The sequence below is a fragment of the Micromonospora sp. NBRC 110009 genome (genome assembly GCF_030518795.1).
GTDB lineage: Bacteria > Actinomycetota > Actinomycetes > Mycobacteriales > Micromonosporaceae > Micromonospora.
In genome coordinates, this window is record NZ_CP130427.1 from 4,186,066 (window position 1) to 4,205,033 (window position 18,968).

At 74.2% G+C, this 18,968-nt stretch carries 15 protein-coding genes; 8 read left to right on the top strand and 7 right to left on the bottom strand.

The window, feature by feature from the left end; all coding sequences use genetic code 11:
• Positions 1-20: 20 nt before the first annotated feature.
• The gene (locus Q2K19_RS20095; protein WP_302762886.1) at positions 21-1,280 is read left to right on the top strand and encodes a DNA polymerase IV; all 1,260 of its coding nucleotides are present in this window, start codon (positions 21-23) and stop codon (positions 1,278-1,280) included.
• A 115-nt stretch (positions 1,281-1,395) separates the two neighbouring features.
• Positions 1,396-1,791, top strand: a complete 396-nt coding sequence (locus Q2K19_RS20100) for a DUF3040 domain-containing protein (protein ID WP_302762887.1) — start codon at positions 1,396-1,398, stop codon at positions 1,789-1,791.
• Positions 1,792-2,032: 241 nt separating this feature from the next.
• Here the strand turns inward: Q2K19_RS20100 and Q2K19_RS20105 are convergent, their stop codons facing one another.
• The 3 genes from Q2K19_RS20105 to Q2K19_RS20115 are packed head-to-tail and all read right to left on the bottom strand — an operon-like array spanning position 2,033 to position 6,870.
• Complete coding sequence (locus Q2K19_RS20105; protein ID WP_302762888.1) at positions 2,033-4,501, bottom strand: transglutaminase TgpA family protein; 2,469 nt, start codon at positions 4,499-4,501, stop codon at positions 2,033-2,035.
• 16 nt (positions 4,502-4,517) lie between these two features.
• Positions 4,518-5,816: a DUF58 domain-containing protein gene (locus Q2K19_RS20110; protein ID WP_302762889.1), complete on the bottom strand. Its 1,299-nt coding sequence runs from the start codon at positions 5,814-5,816 to the stop codon at positions 4,518-4,520.
• A 1-nt stretch (position 5,817) separates the two neighbouring features.
• A complete protein-coding gene (locus tag Q2K19_RS20115) occupies positions 5,818-6,870 on the bottom strand; it encodes an AAA family ATPase (protein ID WP_302762890.1) in 1,053 nt (350 codons plus the stop codon).
• Positions 6,871-7,264: 394 nt separating this feature from the next.
• On the opposite strand from Q2K19_RS20115, the gene leuS reads away from it, so the two are divergent.
• Positions 7,265-10,105 carry a leucine--tRNA ligase gene (leuS, locus tag Q2K19_RS20120; RefSeq protein ID WP_302762891.1) on the top strand — a complete coding sequence of 947 codons (2,841 nt, stop codon included), beginning with the start codon at positions 7,265-7,267 and terminating at the stop codon, positions 10,103-10,105.
• 503 nt (positions 10,106-10,608) lie between these two features.
• Here the strand turns inward: leuS and Q2K19_RS20125 are convergent.
• Genes Q2K19_RS20125 through Q2K19_RS20140 form a run of 4 tightly spaced genes read right to left on the bottom strand, consistent with a single transcriptional unit; the run spans position 10,609 to position 14,009 of the window.
• Positions 10,609-11,367: a phosphotransferase gene (locus Q2K19_RS20125; protein ID WP_302762892.1), complete on the bottom strand. Its 759-nt coding sequence runs from the start codon at positions 11,365-11,367 to the stop codon at positions 10,609-10,611.
• Positions 11,364-12,053, bottom strand: a complete 690-nt coding sequence (locus tag Q2K19_RS20130; RefSeq protein WP_302762894.1) for a TVP38/TMEM64 family protein — start codon at positions 12,051-12,053, stop codon at positions 11,364-11,366. Before Q2K19_RS20130 ends, Q2K19_RS20125 begins: the two co-directional genes overlap by 4 nt.
• Positions 12,050-12,772 carry a type 1 glutamine amidotransferase gene (locus Q2K19_RS20135; protein WP_302762895.1) on the bottom strand — a complete coding sequence of 241 codons (723 nt, stop codon included), beginning with the start codon at positions 12,770-12,772 and terminating at the stop codon, positions 12,050-12,052. Before Q2K19_RS20135 ends, Q2K19_RS20130 begins: the two co-directional genes overlap by 4 nt.
• Entirely contained in the window at positions 12,762-14,009 is a 1,248-nt protein-coding gene (locus tag Q2K19_RS20140) for a MurT ligase domain-containing protein (protein ID WP_302772658.1), read from the bottom strand. The genes Q2K19_RS20135 and Q2K19_RS20140 overlap by 11 nt, the downstream gene beginning before the upstream one ends.
• Between Q2K19_RS20140 and Q2K19_RS20145 the strand changes: the two genes are divergently transcribed.
• The 5 genes from Q2K19_RS20145 to Q2K19_RS20165 all read left to right on the top strand — a co-directional run bounded on the left by Q2K19_RS20145 (position 13,969) and on the right by Q2K19_RS20165 (position 18,900).
• Positions 13,969-14,148 carry a hypothetical protein gene (locus Q2K19_RS20145; RefSeq protein WP_302772911.1) on the top strand — a complete coding sequence of 60 codons (180 nt, stop codon included), beginning with the start codon at positions 13,969-13,971 and terminating at the stop codon, positions 14,146-14,148. The two genes, Q2K19_RS20140 and Q2K19_RS20145, sit on opposite strands and share 41 nt — an antisense overlap.
• Before the next feature lie 215 nt (positions 14,149-14,363).
• Entirely contained in the window at positions 14,364-14,795 is a 432-nt protein-coding gene (mraZ, locus tag Q2K19_RS20150) for a division/cell wall cluster transcriptional repressor MraZ (protein WP_302762896.1), read from the top strand.
• Positions 14,796-14,998: 203 nt separating this feature from the next.
• Positions 14,999-16,105, top strand: a complete 1,107-nt coding sequence (gene rsmH, locus Q2K19_RS20155) for a 16S rRNA (cytosine(1402)-N(4))-methyltransferase RsmH (RefSeq protein ID WP_302772661.1) — start codon at positions 14,999-15,001, stop codon at positions 16,103-16,105.
• On the top strand, positions 16,102-16,695 hold the full coding sequence (locus Q2K19_RS20160; RefSeq protein ID WP_302762897.1) for a hypothetical protein: 594 nt from the start codon (positions 16,102-16,104) through the stop codon (positions 16,693-16,695). The genes rsmH and Q2K19_RS20160 overlap by 4 nt, the downstream gene beginning before the upstream one ends.
• A gap of 3 nt (positions 16,696-16,698) precedes the next feature.
• Complete coding sequence (locus Q2K19_RS20165) at positions 16,699-18,900, top strand: peptidoglycan D,D-transpeptidase FtsI family protein (protein WP_302762898.1); 2,202 nt, start codon at positions 16,699-16,701, stop codon at positions 18,898-18,900.
• Positions 18,901-18,968: the final 68 nt, after the last annotated feature.

The following is an 18,968-nucleotide window of genomic DNA, read 5'->3' on the forward strand; positions in this document are numbered from 1 at the left end:
CGGGCGGCTAGCCTGCGGGGATGGGCCGCAGCCAGTCGTTGCCCCGGGGTGGCGATCCGCGCTTCGGGCCGGACGCCGACGACACCGGCTGTCCGATCCTGCACGTCGACATGGACGCCTTCTTCGCCTCGGTCGAGGTGCGCCGCCGCCCGGAGCTGCGTGGCCGGCCGGTGGTGGTGGGCGGTGTCGGTCCGCGCGGGGTGGTCAGCTCGGCCAGCTACGAGGCCCGCCGGTACGGCGTGCGCAGCGCCATGCCCACCGCCCGGGCCCGGGCGCTCTGCCCGGACGCGGTCTATCTCCCACCGGACTTCACGCAATACTCGGCGGCCTCCCGCGCGGTGATGCGGATCTTCCGGGACGTCACCCCGCTGGTCGAGCCGCTCTCCCTGGACGAGGCGTTCCTCGACGTCGCCGGCGCCCGCCGGCTCTTCGGGCCGCCCGTCCGGATCGCCCGGCTGATCCGCCGCCGGGTCGCCGAGGAGCAGGGGCTGACCTGCTCGGTCGGGGTGGCCCCGAGCAAGTTCGTGGCCAAGCTGGGCTCCACCCGGGCCAAGCCGGACGGCCTGCTCGTGGTGCCCGCCGCCCGGGTGCTCGACTTCCTGCACCCGCTGCCGGTGGCGGCGCTCTGGGGCGTGGGGGAGCGCTCCGCCGAGGCGCTGCACCGCCTCGGCCTCAACACCGTCAACGACCTGGCCGAGGCGCCGCTCGGCCTGCTGCGCCGAGCGGTCGGCGAGGCGTCCGCCACCCACCTGCACGAGCTGGCCTGGGGGCGGGACTCGCGCCGGGTCTCCCCGGAGCACGTGGAGAAGTCGATCGGCGCGGAGGTCACCTTCGACGTCGACGTGACCGACCCGGGGGAGATCCGCCGCGCCCTGCTGGCCCTCGCCGAGAAGGTCGGCGCCCGGCTGCGCGCGGCCGGGCAGGTCGGGCGGACCGTGTCGCTCAAGGTCCGGCTGGCCGACTTCCGCACCGTCAACCGCTCCCGCACCCTCACCGTGCCCACCGACACCGCCCGGGAGATGTTCGACACGGCCTGGGCCCTCTGGACCGCCCTGGCCCCCGGTGAGCCGGTCCGCCTGGTCGGCGTCCGGATGGAGGGGCTGGCCGCGGCGGAGGAGACGCCGCGGCAGCTCACCCTCGGCGCGCCCGAGCGCGGCTGGCGGGAGGCGGAGGCGGCAGCGGACGCGGCGGCCGCCCGATTCGGGCGGTCCGTCATAGGTCCGGCCAGTCTTCTCAGCAGGCGTGATCCACGACGAGTCGAAAAACCGGCCCGGCCGTAGGTCGTCCCGCTTTCCGACGCGCGAGCCCCCTCGTAGACTTGCGGGTAAGCAGCCGGTTGGCTGCCACGGTCTGTCGGCCCGTGCGGGCCGACCAACGTGACCGGGGAGGAGTGCCGTGCCGCTCTCGGAGCACGAGCAGCGGCTGTTCGAGCAGATCGAGCGGTCGCTTGCCGAGGACCCCAAGTTCGCCTCGGCCGTGCGCGCCAGCGACCCGCGTTTCCACGCGCGGCGTCGCGTGCTCGTCGCTGCCGGCGTGGTCATCGCTGGTCTGGCCCTGCTGATCTACGGGGCCGTGATCAAGACGCCTCCGCTGGCCGTGGCGGGCTTCGTCGTCATGCTGGCCTCACTGATCTACGCGGTGCAGTCGCAGCGGCGGTCCCAGTCGCCCGACCTGCACGTGGTCGGCGGCACGACGAGCCGCCGGGCCCGCGGTGGCCGGGCCGGCCGGCGGGGTTCGTTCCTCGACCGGATGGAGGACCGCTGGCGGCAGCGCCCGGAGGGGCACCGCTGACCACGGGGCCCTGACTGAGGGCCGCACCGCGACGGGACGCCGGCGACCGTGGCCGCTCCTTCGCGCCCCGGAACTCCTTCGAAGATCCGCCCGGAACCCCCTCGGAAGATCATCGTGCCGCCCGGCCGTGGTGGCATCCCCGTGCCCCGGACACCCCGCTGCCGCGCGACGGCGTCACCCTGGCAACCGCCCGGTCGGTCCGTCCCGCCGGCGGGGGAGCGCCGGCGGGACGGACCGACCGTCAGCGAGCCGGACGGCCCGCTAGGAGGCGACGCGGATTCCAGCGCACCAGCCGGTCCCGCACCTGGCCGGTGGTGGTCACCAGCCGGGCCGAGCGGTCCGACACCGCGGTACGCCAGCGCAGCAGCACCGACGGCGGCAGCAGCGCCGCCCTGATCCGGGCACCCCGGCCGGCCCGGCCGGCGAGCGCGCCACGCACCGACCGCAGGGCCGGGTGCAGCGCCTCCCCGGTGAGCGGGTCGCGGGCGTAGCGGGCCCGCTCCTCGGCCCGCCCGAGCAGCCGGACCCCGGTCACCGCCCCGGCATCCTCGGTGAGGGTCTCCCGGACCAGCCGCTCGGCGGTGGCCCGGGGCGTCTCCGTCCGGTCCACGCGCACCTGGTAGTCGACCAGCGTGTCGAGCAGCTCGTCCCAGGCGGCGTGGGCGTCCGCCCGGGCCCGCTCGGTGTCCACCCCGACGGTGAGGTCGCGGACCGCCCCCCGGGGACCGGGCACGGCGGCCAGCGCGGTGGCCGCCGGCGCGACGGCCCGGACCCGCCGGCGGCGGCGCAGCGTCGAGCGGCGCAGCGCCGGCAGGGCCAGCAGCACCAGCAGGGCCAGCACCCCGGCCGCCCACCACGGCCAGACCGGGCTCTGCCGGGCGGCGCCGCCGTCGCCGACGTTGAGGCCCTGGTCGGCGTCCTTGTCCAGCCGGTCCGGGTCGTTCGGGCCGGCGGACGGGTCCACCCCGCCCGGCGCGGCGGTGCTCCCCGGCAACGGGGCGACGTCCTCGGGGGCGTCGGTGTCCGGGGCCCAGGCCGACCGGACCGAACCCTGGATGCTCGCCGCCGGGGTGGGGTCGAACGGCACCCAGCCGAACCCGTCGAAGTAGACCTCCGTCCAGGCGTGCAGGTTCCGGTTGGTCAGCACGTAGCTGCCGCCCTCGGAGTTGCTGCCGTTGGTGAAGCCGACCGCCACCCGGGCCGGGATGCCGGCCGCCCGGACCAGCCAGGCCATCGCGGCGGCGTACTGCTGGCAGTAGCCGACCTTGGTGGCGAGGAAGTCCGTGATGTCGTCCCCGCTGGTGCCACCCCTGGTGGAGAGGGAGTAGGTGAAGCCGTTCTCCACCGAGAAGTAGCCGTAGATCGCGCGGACCTTGTCGTAGTCGTTCTGCTTGCCCTTGATGAGCTGGTCGACCAGCCGGTCCACCGCCCGGACCGACGGCGTGACGGTCTGCTGGCGCCGCACCGGGTGGTCGGCCGGCAGCGCCGGCGCCCCGCGCAGCGCCGTCGGGCTGTACGTCGAACGGACGTAGTCGAACGAGTACCGCTTGCCCCGGGCGTTCTCCCGGTTGGAGAAGACGATCTGCTGGTTCGGGTCGTAGAGCCAGCTGCGACTCAGGTCCTCGGTCTTCACCGGCTCGGCGTAGATCGGCAGCAGCGGCATGTTGAGGTTCTTCGTCACCTCGACGGTGGCCCGGTAGCGCCGCTGGTCGATGCCCTCCCCGCCGCGCCGGGTCGGGTCGGGCAGGCTCCGGGTCACCGGCTGCCCGGAGGGGACGCGCGCCTGGAAGCCGTCCGGGCGCAGCTCGTCGACCACCCCCAGGCGCAGGTAGAACGGGGCCGGCTCGTTGGTGGTGACCTTGACCAGATCGAACACCTGGGACTGGTTGAGCTGGCCGCTGAGCGCGGCGAACAGATCGATCCGGCCCGGCTTGCCGCCCTGCCCGGGCCGGCCGGTGCCGTCGCCGGCGCCGTTGGTGACGGTGTTCATCAGCCCGCCGGTCATCCCGGGCACCACCAGCGGCAGGGCGACCGCCAGGGCCACCCCGACCACGGCCAGCCGGCGGCCGGCCGCGGCCAGCGGCGACGCCTCCCAGACGTCGACGTCGCGGCCCTCGCCGGTGAACCGGCGGCCGAACCGGCGTACCCGGTCGACGTTGTCGGTGACCAGCAGCCAGAGGTAGCCGCAGGCGCCGACCACGAACGGGGTGGCCGGGACGCTGTCCACATAGACCGCCACCGGCACCGAGTAGATCGCCAGCATCGGCAGCCCGGCCAGCGCCGGCCGGCGCAGCCCGACGGCCAGCACGTCCACCACCACGGCGACGCCGCCGACGCCCAGCACGGTGAGGAAGAGCAGCGAGTCGACGTCCGGGACCTCCACCCCGTACGTCCGCATGTCCTGCAGCGACGCGCCGATCAGCTCGCCGAAGTGGGCGAAGGTGCCGGGGGTGGGCACGAACGCGAGCACCTCGGTGCCGCCCGGGAAGATCCAGGTCAGCCCGAGCATGAGGCCGGCGAGCATGGCCACGATCTGCCCCCACAGCGGGAAGCGGGCCAGCCGGCTCAGCGCGGCGGCGCCGGCCACCACGGCGACCACGATGGCCGCCTGGATCAGCCACGTCCAGCGCTCGAAGATCGCCGACAGCGGCGCCGCGGCCAGCAGGGTCGCCGCCGCCGCGACGAAGCCGAGGTTGCGGGTCGCGGTCACGGGTCCACCCTTCCGGTCATCGCACGCCTCCGGCCACCGTCTCGGCGAGGGCCGCCCGCAGCGCGAAGCCCTGCGAACCGCGGGCCGCCTGTGGCCAGAGCACCGGCAGCCGGCCGCCGTGCTCCACGCCGATCACCCGCCACCCGCTCTGCAGCAGGGTGAGCGCGGCGGTGCCGTGCGCGTGCGCCGCCTCCGCCCGGGCCTTGTCCGGCAGGTTGAGCCAGGTGGTGCTGTCCAGCACGAAGCCGACGCAGGTGGCGCCGTTGCCGCGCAGGCCGGCCAGCAGCTCCGCCTCGGCCGTGCTCAGGGTGCCGAACAGCGCGATGATCAGGCCGCCGTCGGCCCGTTGCCGGACCTGCTGCACCAGCGTGATGATCTCGCCGCGCTTGTCCAGCCGCACCTCGGCGAGGTGGTCGAGGAGCAGGCCCTCGCCGCCCGCCTCGGAGGCGTCCACGTCCGCGCCGTTTCCGGTGACCAGGCGCAGCTTGTACCCGGCCTGGCGCAGGTGCACGGCGATGCTGGCGGCGGCGGAGACCGCCCACTCGAAGCTCGCCGTCGGGCCGTCCCCCCGGTGGCCGAAGGCGCGGGTGTCCAGCACCACCGTGGCCCGGCTCTCCCAGGGCTGCTCCTCCCGGCGCACCATCAGCTCCCCGGTGCGCGCGGTCGACTTCCAGTGCACCCGGCGCAGGTCGTCGCCCATCCGGTACTCCCGGGTGGCGGCGTCGTCCTCGCCGTGCACCGCGACCGAGCGGGCCCGGCTGTCGCCGCTGCCGGCGTACTCGCCGGGGAGGCGGACCGGGGGCAGCGGCGTGACCTGCGGGATCACGGTGAGGTGGTCGGTGGTGGGGAAGGCCCGGCTGAGCTCGCAGAGCCCGAACGGGTCGGTCAGCCGGATCACCAGGGGCCCCACCTCGTACCGGCCGCGCACGTCGGCCCGGACCGTGTACGCCACCGAGCTGGCCTGGTGCGCGCCGAGGCGCTCCAGCACCACCCGGGGCCGGCTGCCCAGCGCGTACGGCAGCCGGTCCTCGAGCAGCAGCGTGCCGGTGGGCAGGCGGGACAGGTTCTGCAGCCGCAGCACCACCCGGGAACTGGCCCCGACCGGCACCCGGTGCGGTTCCAGGGACCGGTTGCAGGCCAGCTTGTAGCGGCTGCGCCCGACGTAGGCCGCCGCGAGCAGCGGCAGGATGGCGAGCAGGACGGCCACCCGGAGCAGGTCCTTCTCGCCGAGGACGCCGGCGGAGATCGCGGCGGCGGCCGCGGCCGCCAGGAAGGAGCGGCCGCGGGTGGTCAGCCCGCGCAGCCCGTCGCGCACCTCACGGCCTCCGCGGTTCGTACGGCCCACGTCCCTTGCCCGGGGCGGGCCGGGTGTCGTACGGCGAGCGCTTGCGGTCGTGCGGCAGCGGCAGCCGGTGCACCAGCTCGGCGACGATCGCGTCGGTGGTGCGGCGGGCGAGCTGGGCGTCGGCGGTCGGGATGATCCGGTGCGCCAGCACCGGCACCGCGAGGGCCTGCAGGTCGTCCGGGAGGACGTAGTCCCGGCCCTCAAGGGCGGCCACCGCGCGGGCGGTGCGCAGCAGCTGGAGGGTGGCCCGCGGGGACGCGCCGAGCCGCAGGTCGGGCGCCTCGCGGGTGGCGGTGACCAGGTCGATCGCGTACTGCTTGACCGCCTCGGCGACGTGCACCTGCCGGACGTGGCCGATCAGCCGGCGCACGGTGGCCGCGTCGGAGACCGGGCGCAGCTCGGTCAGCGGGTCGGTGGCCCCGTGGCCGTCCAACATGGCCAGCTCGGCGCCCGGGTCCGGGTAGCCCATCGCGATCCGGGCGGTGAACCGGTCGCGCTGCGCCTCCGGCAGCGGGTACGTCCCCTCCATCTCGATCGGGTTCTGCGTCGCGATCACCATGAACGGCGTCTGCAGCTGGTAGGTCACCCCGTCGACGGTGACCTGCCGCTCCTCCATGCACTCCAGCAGGGCGGACTGGGTCTTCGGCGAGGCCCGGTTGATCTCGTCGCCGACCACCAGGTTGGCGAAGACCGCGCCCGGCCGGAACTCGAAGTCGTGCGTCTCCTGGTTGTAGACGCTGACCCCGGTGACGTCGCTGGGGAGCAGGTCGGGGGTGAACTGGATCCGCCGGACGGAACAGTCGATGGACCGGGCCATCGCCTTGGCGAGTTTCGTCTTGCCGACGCCGGGTACGTCCTCGATGAGCAGGTGGCCCTCCGCGAGCAGGACGGCCAGGGCGAGCCGGACGGTGGCCGTCTTGCCCTCGATCACCTGCTCGATGTTGGCCACGATGGCCTCGCTCGCGGCGCGGAACTCGTCGTGCGGCAGCAGACCGCCCACCTCGTCCCAGGTCTGTTGTGTCACGGGCCTCCTCCTCGTCGCCTGGACGGCAGCGCTGAATAGAGCACCTGGACCCGCCGTTTGGTTCGCGACGTCGAGCCTCGTCTGCCGCAGAAATCTCACTGGTCTCTCAGGCTAACCATGTTTCTCGTTGTCGCCGACCCCCGCAGGCCGTCGGTCGGTTACGCCCGGAATATTCGCCGGACCGGGGGATCAGTACCGACCAGTGGTCCGGGCGAGATGCGCACCGGGACGGCGGGGTACACTGCCGGTCATGGCCGGAGCCTTCCTGCTTCTTACCGAGCCGTGCTGATGCGCTGAACGCGCGACAGCACGGCCGCCCCTCCTGCGCGAGGGGCTTTTTTGTGCCCGCAGCAGACCTCCCCATATCCGACATGACCCGCGCCGAGGAGACGCCATGAGTGAGGCAGCCGCACCGGCGACCGACATCCCCCCGTTCCGGTACACCGCGGCCCTGGCCGAGGAGATCGAGCACCGCTGGCAGGACACCTGGGAGCGGGAGGGCACCTTCCACGCGCCGAACCCGACCGGCCCGCTGGCCGACCCGGACCACCCGCGGGCCGGCGCGGAGAAGCTGTACGTGCTGGACATGTTTCCCTACCCGTCCGGTGCCGGCCTGCACGTCGGGCACCCGCTGGGCTACATCGGCACCGACTGCTTCGCCCGCTACCAGCGGATGGCCGGGCGCAACGTGCTGCACGCGATGGGCTTCGACGCGTTCGGCCTGCCGGCCGAGCAGTACGCGGTGCAGACCGGCACCCACCCCCGGACCACCACCGAGGCGAACATCGAGCGCTACAAGGTGCAGCTGCGCCGGCTGGGGCTGGCCCACGACGAGCGGCGCTCGGTGGCGACCATCGACACCGACTTCTACCGCTGGACCCAGTGGATCTTCCTGCAGATCTTCAACTCCTGGTATGACCCGCAGGCGGGCAAGGCCCGTCCGGTCGCCGAGCTGATCGCCGAGTTCGAGGGGGGCACCCGGCCCACCCCGGACGGCCGCCCGTGGGCCGAGCTGACCGTGGCCGAGCGGCGGAAGATCGTCGACGACCACCGGCTGGCGTACGTCTCGCAGGCGCCGGTGAACTGGTGCCCGGGGCTGGGCACGGTGCTGGCCAACGAGGAGGTCACCGCCGACGGCCGCTCCGAGCGGGGCAACTTCCCGGTCTTCAAGCGCAACCTGAAGCAGTGGATGATGCGGATCACCGCGTACGGTGACCGGCTGCTGGCGGATCTGGACACCCTGGACTGGCCGGAGCCGATCAAGCTGCAGCAGCGCAACTGGATCGGCCGGTCCCAGGGCGCGCACATCGACTTCCCGACGAGCGTCGAGCCGATCCGGGTGTTCACGACCCGGCCGGACACCGTCTTCGGGGCCACCTACATGGTGCTGGCCCCCGAGCACGAGACGGTCGACGTGCTGGTGCCGGCCGGCTGGCCGGCGGGGACGAAGGACGCCTGGACCGGCGGGCACGCCAACCCGCGGGCCGCCGTCGAGGCGTACCGGAAGGCCGCCGCGGCCAAGACGGACGTGGAGCGGCAGGCGGAGACCCGGGAGAAGACCGGCGTCTTCGTCGGCGCGTACGCCACCAACCCGGTCACCGGCGGGCAGATCCCGATCTTCATCGCCGACTACGTGCTGGCCGGCTACGGCACCGGCGCGATCATGGCGGTGCCCGCCCAGGACGAGCGGGACTGGGACTTCGCCGAGGTCTTCGACCTGCCGATCGTCCGGACCGTGCAGCCGGCGGAGGGCTTCACCGGCAAGGCGTACACCGGCGAGGGCCCGGCGATCAACAGCGCCGCGCCCGACCGCGGCCTGGACCTGAACGGCCTGGGGGTGGCCGACGCCAAGGCGCGGATCATCGAGTGGCTGGAGGCGAACGGGCACGGCGCCGGGGCGGTCACCTGGCGGCTGCGGGACTGGCTGTTCTCCCGACAGCGCTACTGGGGCGAGCCGTTCCCGATCGTCTACGACGAGACGGGCGCGCCGATCGCGCTGCCCGAGTCGATGCTGCCGGTCGAGCTGCCGGAGGTGGCCGACTTCTCGCCGAAGACGTTCGACCCGGAGGACGCGGACAGCAACCCGGAGACCCCGCTGTCCCGGCGGCGCGACTGGGTGGAGGTGGAGCTGGACCTGGGTGACGGGCCGAAGCGCTACACCCGGGAGACCAACGTGATGCCGCAGTGGGCCGGTTCCTGCTGGTACGAGCTGCGCTACCTGGACCCGACCAACGACGAGCGGTTCGTCGACGCGGAGAACGAGCGGTACTGGATGGGGCCGCGCGGGGCGGCCGACTGCGGCGGCACCGACCTGTACGTCGGCGGCGCCGAGCACGCCGTGCTGCACCTGCTGTACGCCCGCTTCTGGCACAAGGTGCTGTACGACCTGGGCCACGTCTCGTCGTTTGAGCCGTTCCGCCGGCTGTTCAACCAGGGCTACATCCAGGCGTACGCCTACACCGACGCCCGGGGCGCCTACGTGCCGGCCGAGGAGGTCGTCGAGGTCGACGGCCGGTTCTTCCACGGCGAGACCGAGGTGCGGCGCGAGTACGGCAAGATGGGCAAGTCCCTGAGGAACGTCGTCACCCCGGACGAGATGTGCGCGGCGTACGGCGCGGACACCTTCCGGGTGTACGAGATGTCGATGGGTCCGCTGGAGGTGTCCCGCCCGTGGGAGACCCGGGCGGTCGTCGGCTCGTACCGGTTCCTGCAGCGGGTGTGGCGCGCGGTCGTCGACGAGCAGACCGGTGACTCCCGGGTCACCGACGTGCCGGCCGACGAGGAGACCCGACGGCTGCTGCACAAGGTGATCGACGGGGTCCGCGCCGACATGGACGCGATCCGGTTCAACACCGCCATCGCCAAGCTGATCGAGCTGACCAACGCGCTGACCCGGCTGTCGGCCACCCCGCGAGAGGTGGCCGAGCCGCTGGTGCTGATGCTGGCGCCGTTCGCCCCGCACGTCGCCGAGGAGCTGTGGCGCCGACTGGGCCACGACACCTCGCTGGCGTACGCGGACTTCCCGACCGCCGACCCGGCGCTGCTGGTCGCCGAGACGGTGACCTACCCGGTGCAGGTCAACGGCAAGGTCCGCGGCCGGATCGAGGTGGCCGCCGACGCCTCCGAGGACGAGGTCCGGGCCGCCGCGCTGGACGCGGTGGCCGGCTCGCTGGCCGGCAGGGAGCCGCGCAAGGTGATCGTGGTGAAGGGCCGGATGGTCTCGATCGTCGCCTGATCCGTCCCGTACCGCCGGAGGCGCGTCCCGTGCCCGGGGCGCGCCTCCGCCGTGTCTCGGCCGACGGCTCGCCGGCTGCTCCGTCCTGCCTGCTGCTCCGTCCCGCCTTTTGCTCCCTCCTGCCTGCGGCTCCGTCCTGCCTGCGACGGAACGGCCGGGTTGGCTCGCCCCGGGCAGATGGCCCTCGCCGCACTGTCGAGCTGATGTCGCACCCGACTCACGCGTGCGGTGGCCGGCAGGTTGCTGTCCCAATCTGGCTGCCTCTGTCCGTGTTGCGTCGGCGCTCGTCGCCGCGGTTGAGTCGTTCGCGACGTCAGCTCGACAGGGTCCGGCACCCCTGTTGCGGGTCCGCCACGGACGCCCCCGTCGGTGGCCCCGGCCCAGCCCCCGCCCCGGCTCCGGCCCGGCCCCAGCCCCGGCCCGGCCCCAGCCCCGGCCCGGCCCGGCCCCAGCCTCGGCCCCGGCCCCGGCTCGGGACCGGAGACGCGCGGTCGACGCCGGTGTCAGCGGCTGCCGAGCGCCGCCTCGACCGCCGGGCGGTGGCGGAGCAGCCACTCGTGCCAGCCACGTACCGCGTCCACGGCGCCGGCCGCCCGTAGCCGGCGCATGCCGGGCTCGTCCCGGTCGGCGCCGGCATCGATGCCCCGCCAGGTCCCGGCGAGCTGGTCGACCATGACGTCCACCAGCTCAACCCGGGGCAGCGGGGTGCCGGGACCGGCCCCGTCGTAGGCGTCGCAGAGCAACCGGCAGCGCCGGCCCAGCTCCGCTGGGTCGGTGTCCCCGCCCGGTTCGGTCCAGTGCCAGCCGGCGAAGGCCACGTCCTCGATCCGGCGGCCCGGCCCGGCCAGGTCCCAGTCGAGGAAGGCCACCGGCAGCGGGGGGAAGCCCCGGTACACCGTGTTCTTCGGCGACAGGTCCCGGTGGCAGACGGTCTCCGCCCCGCCGGCGAGGTCGGTTCCGGCGCAGGCGTCGTGCAGGACGCGGATCAGGCGGGCCAGCCGGGTCAGCGCGGCGTCGGAGAAGAAGGACGGATCCTCCCGTTCCCGCCAGGGCACCTGCCCGTCCAGGTGGCTCAGCACCTGCCGCCCCCGGTCGTCCACGCCGAGATACCGGGGTGCCAGCCCCGGAGCGGCCGCGGCCAGGTGGCGCAGCAGCGCGGCGACGCTGTCGGCGGCGGCCGGGGGAGTGCGGCGTACGGTGTCGCCGACCCGGACCACCTCGGCGATGAAGCCGCCGGGCAGTGGGTCCTCGGAGACGGTCACCGCCGGCTCGGGCCCAGCCGGCGCTGGCGCTCCGCCCGCCAGGCGCGGCGGATGATCACCACGCTGGCGATCAGACCCAGGCTGGCCGGGGCGGCGGCGTACCAGTTGATCCCGCCGGGGGAGGTGACGGCCGCGCCGATCGCCGCGTAGCCGATGGCGGTGGGGGCGGCGGCGATCACGCTGCCGGTCAGGAACGGCAGCACCCGGGCCCCGGTGGTGCCGTAGCCGTAGCTGACCAGCCCGAAGCCGGCGATCGGCAGCAGCCGTACCATGATCACCCCGAGCACGCTCTGCCGGGCGAACCAGCCGTCCAGCCGGGCCAGCCGGCCGCGCACCCGCTCGGCCACGAACTCCCGCCCGAGCAGCCGGCCGACCGCGAAGCCGATCGCCGCCGCGAGCAGCGCCGCGCCGAGGGCGTACGCGGCGCCCTGGAGGGGGCCGAAGATCGCCCCCGCGGCGAGCGTGACGAAGGTACGCGGCACCAGCGCGACCAGCAGCAACGCGCCGCCGACGATCGCCGCGACCGGGGCGAACCCGCCGAGGGACCGGGCGAGCGCGGGGATCTGCTCCGGGTCGGGCCGGGGCACCAGCAGCAGCGCCACGCCGAACGCGGCGATCAGCAGGAGTAGCAGGGCGAACCGGCGCGCCGACGGCTGCCGGAGCAGCCGCCGGGCGGCGGAGGTCACGGCCGGGCGGCGGCGGCCACCGCGGTGCGGCGCTCGGACCGGAGCCGGTCGGCCCAGGTGTCGTCGAGCGCGGGAAGCTGGTGGATGCCGGTCGCCCAGCGCAGCAGCAGGTCGGCCAGGGCCGGGTTGCGGGCCAGCGCGGGCCCGTGCGAGTAGGTGCCGAGCAGCTTGCCCCGCCAGGCGCCCTCGGTCGCCCCGTCGTTGCCCACCCCGGCGGTCACCCGGGCCAGCGGGGACACGCCCGGGCCGAGGTGGGTCCGCCCGCCGTGGTTCTCGAACCCGGTCAGGTACGGGATGCCGAGGCGCGGGTCGACCTCGCCGGCCAGCTCGCCGACCGCCCGGGTCGGACCCCGGTCGGAGGAGAGGTCCAGCAGCTCCAGCCCGGCGTACCTGGTGCCCTTGGCGAAGAAGGAGGTGCCGAGGAGCTGGTAGCCGGCGCAGACGCCGAAGACCACCGAGCCCTGGGCCACCGCCCGGTGCAGGCCACCGTCGGCGATCAGCCGCTGGGCGCCCAGCGCCTGCGGGCCGTCCTCGCCGCCGCCGATCAGGTAGATGTCGGCGGTGGCGGGCAGCCGCTGGTCGGAGCGGACCTCCAGCACCTCGACCGGCATGCCGCGCAGCTGGGCCCGGCGGGCCAGGATCAGCGCATTGCCCCGGTCGCCGTAGGTGGAGAGCAGGTCGGGGTAGATCCAGACGATGCGCAGGCTCTCAGTTGACACGGTCCAGCTCCGCTCGGATGTCCTGGAATGCGGTGTAGTTGGCGATGACCTCCAGGCGGCCCGGAGGCACCGCCCGGACCGCCTCGTCGAAGCTCCGGACGTGCTGGAACGGCACGCCGTTGACGTCGAGCCGGACGGCCAGGTCGTACGCCCGGTCGCCGGTGATCAGCACCTGCCGGCCGCGCAGCGGGGCGAAGTCGACGTCGAAGAGCCAGGAGGTGTCCAGTCCGTCGGGGTCGCGCGCGTTGATGGAGAGCAGTGTCGGCGCCTCGTCGGCCATGTCGAACGCCTCCAGCCAGCTGGCCGGGTTCTTCGCCAGCAGCAGCCGGATGTTGCGCCCGTCCCGGTCGACCTGGGCGTAGCGCCCGGCGACCGAGGTGACCGTGCCGAGCCGGGAGACCGCGTCCACCGGGCGGACCCCGAACTCGGCGGCGACCGCGAGGGCGGTGGCCGCGTTGCCGAGGTTGACCTTGCCGGGGAGCTGGAGCTGCACCTTGTGCCAGGCGCCGGTGGGGTCGACCACGCCGTCGTCCTCGACGGTCCACTGCGGCTCGGGGCGGCGCAGCGGGCAGCCGGTGCACCACCACTGCTCGCCCGAGCGCTGGATGGTGGAGCCGCACTCCGGGCAGACCCATGAGTCGTCGTGCCAGCGCTGGCCGGCGCTGAACCAGGTGACGTGCGGCGGGACGTGGCCCTGGGCCGGGTCGGCCGGCGGGGTGGCGGCCCAGACCACCATCGGGTCGTCGGCGTTGGCGATCACCCGGAGGTCGGGGTGCCGGACCAGCGCGGCCCGCCAGAGCTGCGCCATCATGGCGACCTCCTTGGCCCGGTCGAGCTGGTCGCGGGAGAGGTTGAGCAGCGCCACCACGTGCGGGTCGGTGGAATCCAGCACCTGGGCGAGGTAGTGCTCGTCGACCTCCAGCACCGCGTACGGGGTGCTGCCGGCCTTGGCCAGGGCCGAGGTGTGGCCGGTGGGCATGTTGGCGCCGAAGGAGTTGGTGGCGACCCGGCCGAGCACGCCGACGGCGGCGGTGGTGAGCCGGGTGGTGGTGGTCTTGCCGTTGGTGCCGGACACCAGGGCGATGGCGCGCCCCGCCGAGAGGTGGGCCAACAGGTCCGGGTCGATCTTGAGGCCGATCCAGCCGCCGATCACCGAGCCGTCGCCTCGGCCCGCGGCCCGCGACAGCGCCGCGGCGGTGCGCGACACGGAGCTGGCCACCTTTGCCCGCATGGGCATCTTCGCGTCCGTCACCCGAGCGAGGTTACCGGACCCCGGGGCCCGCCAGATCGCCGCCGACGGCGATCCGTTCGGCCGGGGGCGACCGGCGGACGGCCATCCGGCGCTCGGCCGGATGGAGTCGATCAATGTCGGGTAGCGGACGGGCGCGCGGGCGCGCCACCCCCTCCACTCCGCCCCACCCCCTTTGACGTGCTCTTTTGCGCGCGAACACGCCGCGCCACGCGGGCGTTTGCGGTTGCAGGTGGAGGGAAGTGGAGTAGAGTGGGGCGCGATGGTGAGGCCGGGAGGGCCGCACCGGCCCGGGGGGTCAGCGGCGCCGCGAACGCCGCTCAGGGCAAGGGGGTTGGGCCGATGTTCCTCGGCACCCACACTCCGCGCCTGGACGACAAAGGCCGGTTGATCCTTCCGGCGAAGTTCCGGGATGAGCTGGCGGGGGGTGTCGTGATCACCAAAGGGCAGGAGCGCTGCCTCTACGTCTTCCCGATGCCCGAGTTCCAGCGGATCGCCGACCAGTTGCGTGCGCAGCCGATGACGAGCAAGACGGCCCGGGCCTACAGCCGGGTCTTCTTCGCCAGCGCGCACGACGAGGTGCCGGACAAGCAGGGACGGGTCACCATCCCCGGGCACTTGCGCTCGTACGCCGCGCTCGACCGGGATCTGGTCGTGATCGGCGCGAGCACCCGGGTGGAGATCTGGGACAGGGCGGCCTGGGAGGCCTACCTCGCGGAGAGCGAAGACGACTTCGCCGACATCGAGGAGGGGGTGCTGCCCGGCGGTCTGTAGGGCGTGACGGCGCCCGACGTACTGCGAGATCTCCAGCCGCTTTCGAGTTCCTGGCACCCCTTCCCCGGTGCCAGGCGCACGATCCGTACGGAGGGCCGCGGCCTCCGGCGGGCGGGAGCGGATGGGGATCTGGCGGTATGACGAGGCGTCGTGGCGACGACGGACGCGACAGGGACGGACGGTTTCAACCAGTGGGGGTCGAGATGGGGGAGCTACGCGGCACGCACGTGCCGGTGCTGCTCGAGCGGTGTCTCGAGTTGCTGGCCCCCGCGCTGGGTCGAAGCGGCCGCACCGTCCACGTCGACGCCACGCTCGGCCTGGCCGGGCACGCCGAGGCGGTGCTGGCGGCGCACCCGAACACGGTGCTGATCGGCCTGGACCGGGACACCGAGGCGCTCGCCCACGCGCGGGTCCGGCTGGCCCGGTTCGCCGACCGGATCCACCTCGAGCACGCCGTCTACGACGAGCTGCCCGAGGTCCTCGACCGGCTGGGCTACCCGGCCGTCGACGGGGTGCTCTTCGACCTCGGCGTCTCGTCCCTGCAACTGGACGCGCCCGACCGCGGGTTCGCCTACGCGCAGGACGCGCCGCTGGACATGCGCATGGACCAGACCCGGGGGGTGACCGCCGAGGAGGTGGTCAACACCTACTCCCACCCCGAGCTGGCCCGGGTGCTGCGGGTGTACGGCGAGGAGAAGTTCGCCGGGCGGATCGCCTCGGCGATCATCCGGGAGCGGGAGCGCGCCCGGATCACCTCGTCGGCGCGGCTGGCCGAACTGGTCCGGGAGAGCATTCCGGCACCAGCCCGGCGAACCGGTGGACACCCGGCAAAGAGAACGTTTCAGGCTTTACGGATCGAGGTAAACAGGGAACTGGTAGCGCTGGAGACGGCGCTGCCGGCCGCACTCGACAAGCTCACCGTGGGCGGTCGCATGGTGGTCCTGTCCTACCACTCGCTGGAGGACCGGCTCACCAAGCAGGCGCTCGCCGACCGGGTCCGCAGCAAGGGCCCGATCGACCTCCCGGTCGAACTGCCCGGGTCGGGCCCGACGTTCCGGCTGCTCAGCCGGGGCGCGGAGCTTCCCGGGGAGGCGGAGGTCGCCGCGAACCCGCGCGCCGCATCGGTGCGGCTGCGGGCCGCCGAACGGCTCGACCCGGAGGCCCGGCAGGGGCGTACCGACCGCGAACGGTACCGCCGCCGGGTGAAGGCGATGCACCAACCGGGGACGGGGTCGCCGGGGTTCGTACCGGACCCCGAGTCGGCCCCGGGGGACGGGAACGGGACGGACGAAGAGGGGGAGGGGACATGAACGTTGACAAGCGGGACGGCCGGGACGCCGTCGGGCAGCGCGCACCGCGGTCGGGGGGCCGGACCACGGCGCAGCGCACCACACGCACCACGACGGCGGGGGCCGACCAGCTCGACCGCCGGGGGGAGGCTCGCGCCCGGGGGGCGCGCGAGTTCCCCACCCAGGGCAGCGCCGCGCTGCGGCCGGCCGAGCGGCCCCGGACCACCGGCGCGCCGTCGCCGCGGCTGCGGGTCGCCCCGCCGCCGCCGGTCCGCGTGCCGCGGGCCCCGTTCGCCGGGCTGATCGTGGTGCTGGTGGTCGGCGGGGTGCTCGGCATCCTGGCGGTCAACACCAAGATCAACGAGAACGCGTTCAGGCTGGAGAAGCTCCAGCAGCAGCAGGCCAAGCTCGACGTGGACCAGCAGCAGCTGGAGAAGGAGATCGCCGAGCAGAAGGCCCCGGGCAACCTCACCGCCAACGCCCGCAAGCTGGGCCTGGTCGAGTCGGGGGAGCCGGCGTACATCCGGCTGCCGGACGGGAAGATGATCGGCGTTCCGCACCCGGCGGAGGGCGCGCCGGCCATCACCAGCCAGCAGGGCAACGGAGGCTGAGCGGTGCCGCCGAGATCGGATGAACCGCGCCGGGACGCCACAGGCTCCCGGCGCGGCTCGTCGCGGGGTGGTCGGGGCGCCGACCCCCGCTCCGAGGAGCCGGGCGTCGGCGGGATCTCCGACGCCCGGGCGTACACGCCGCGAGGGCGCACCATCCGGGAGGGCGGCGGGGGCACCGAGCAGCGGCGTAACCCACGCAGCAACCGCGCCGGCGACCCGTTCCGGCCGGCGCTGCAGGTGCTCGACGGCGGCCGGGCCGGGGCGACCCGCGCCGGCCGCCGGGAGAGCGCCGCGGGCGGCCGGACCGGCGTGGTGCGGACCGTCTCCGCCCGGCCGGTGCGGGAGCCCTTCGACGACGACGAGGCACCGCCGCCGCCCCGGCGGCGGCCCGGACCGCGCCGCCCGGAGCGCCCGGCCGCCCGGCGGCCGTCCCGCAAGCCGCCGCGCCCGCCGAAGCTCGGCGACCCGCGTCGCCGGCTGCGGCTCGGCACGCTGCTCGCCCTGGCGCTCTTCGCCACCATCGGCATCCGGCTGGTCTTCCTCCAGACCGTCAACACCCCGGCGTACGCCGACGGCGGGCTGGACAGCCGGCTGGCGGTGGTCGAGCTGCCGGCCCCGCGCGGCACGATCTACGACCGCACCGGCGCCCCGCTGGCGCGCAGCGTCGAGGCGCGGTACGTCTTCGCCGACCCGACCCGGGTCAAGGACCGGTTCGCCACCGCCAAGCTGCTCTCCCCGCTGCTCGGGGTGCCGGTCTCCGAGCTCGCCGACCGGATGCGGCCCCGCAAGCTGCCCACCGGCGTCCCGTCCCAGTTCGAGTACCTGGCCCGGGGCGTCGACATCGACAAGGCCAAGCAGATCGTGGCGCTGGACCTGGCCGGCATCGGGGTGCACCGGGACGAGAAGCGCGACGTGCCCGGCGGCGACCTGGCCGCCAACCTGATCGGCTTCGTCAGTCAGGACATGACCGGGCTGGAGGGCCTGGAGGCGAAGTACGACGACGTCCTGGAGGGCCGCGCCGGCAAGAAGACGTACGAGGTGGGGCAGGGCGACCTGGCCGCGCCGATCCCCGGCGGCTACAGCCTGACCACCCCGGCCCAGCCCGGTGGCTCGCTGGAGCTCACCACCGACCGGGACCTGCAGTTCATGACCCAGCGGATCCTGTCCAACCAGATGGTCCAGACGAAGGGCAGCGTCGGCGCCGCGGTGATCATGGACGTGCCGACCGGGGAGGTGCTGGCCCAGGCGAGCTACCCCGGCTACAACGCGGCCGACCCGGAGAAGGTCAACTCCCCGAGCGACCGGGAGGACGCCGCCACCAGCTTCATCGTCGACCCGGGCTCGATCCACAAGGCGATCACCTACGGCGCCGCCCTCCAGGAGGGCGTGATCACCCCGGAGACCGCGTTCCCGGTGGCCAACACGATCCGCGAGGGCGACACGACCTTCCAGGACACCCACCCGGCGAACGGCCGGAAGATGAGCATCCCCGGAATGCTCGCCTTCTCGTCGAACGTGGGGACCATCGAGATCGGCCACCGGCTGGGCCGGGACCGGCTGATCGACTACCAGAAGCGGTTCGGCCTCGGCCAGGCCACCGGCGAGGGGATGCCCGGCGAGGCCCCCGGGCGGCTGCTTCCCGCCGACCAGTGGAGCCGCTCGTCGTACGGGTCGGTGCCGATCGGGCACAGCGTGGACGCCACGCCGTTGCAGATGGCCGCCGCGTACAACGCGATCGCCAACAACGGCACCTACGTCCAGCCGCACCTGATCAAGAGCGTGATCGGCCCGGACGGGAAGAAGAAGCCGTCCGCGCCCCCGGTCACCCGGTCGGTGCTCAGCCCGCAGAATGCCGCCGCGCTCCGCACCATGCTGGAGGCAGTCACCACGGTCGACGGCCCGGACGGGCGGGCCACCGGCCTGGCCGCCGCGGTGCCCGGCTACCGGGTGGCCGGCAAGACCGGCACCGGCCTGCGGTACGACAACGGCGTGCAGCAGCCCGGCGAGGTCGGTTCCTTCATCGGGATGGCCCCGGCGGAGAAGCCCCGGTACGTGGTGGCCGTCTTCGTCTGGAGCCCCGGCGGGGAGGGCGGGGCGGTGGCCGCGCCGGCCTTCCGGGAAATGATGGGCTTCACCCTCCGGCACTACCGGGTGCCGCCGTCGGCGACCAACAAGTCCCCGAAGTTCGAGGTCTTTCCGCGCTGAGCAGGGAGGGCGGGACATCATCGGTGAGTGGGTGCGAACCACCGGGGCGGCTGTGGGGTCGGGACCGG

Bases quoted from the DNA above. Each gene is read 5' to 3' on its own strand.
- Q2K19_RS20140 (WP_302772658.1), bottom strand. From the start codon at position 14,009: ATGCCCATGCGGGCAAAGGTGGCCAGCTCCGTGTCGCGCACCGCCGCG.
- leuS (WP_302762891.1), top strand. From the start codon at position 7,265: ATGAGTGAGGCAGCCGCACCGGCGACCGACATCCCCCCGTTCCGGTAC.
- rsmH (WP_302772661.1), top strand. From the start codon at position 14,999: ATGGGGGAGCTACGCGGCACGCACGTGCCGGTGCTGCTCGAGCGGTGT.
- Q2K19_RS20160 (WP_302762897.1), top strand. From the start codon at position 16,102: ATGAACGTTGACAAGCGGGACGGCCGGGACGCCGTCGGGCAGCGCGCA.
- Q2K19_RS20095 (WP_302762886.1), top strand. From the start codon at position 21: ATGGGCCGCAGCCAGTCGTTGCCCCGGGGTGGCGATCCGCGCTTCGGG.
- mraZ (WP_302762896.1), top strand. From the start codon at position 14,364: ATGTTCCTCGGCACCCACACTCCGCGCCTGGACGACAAAGGCCGGTTG.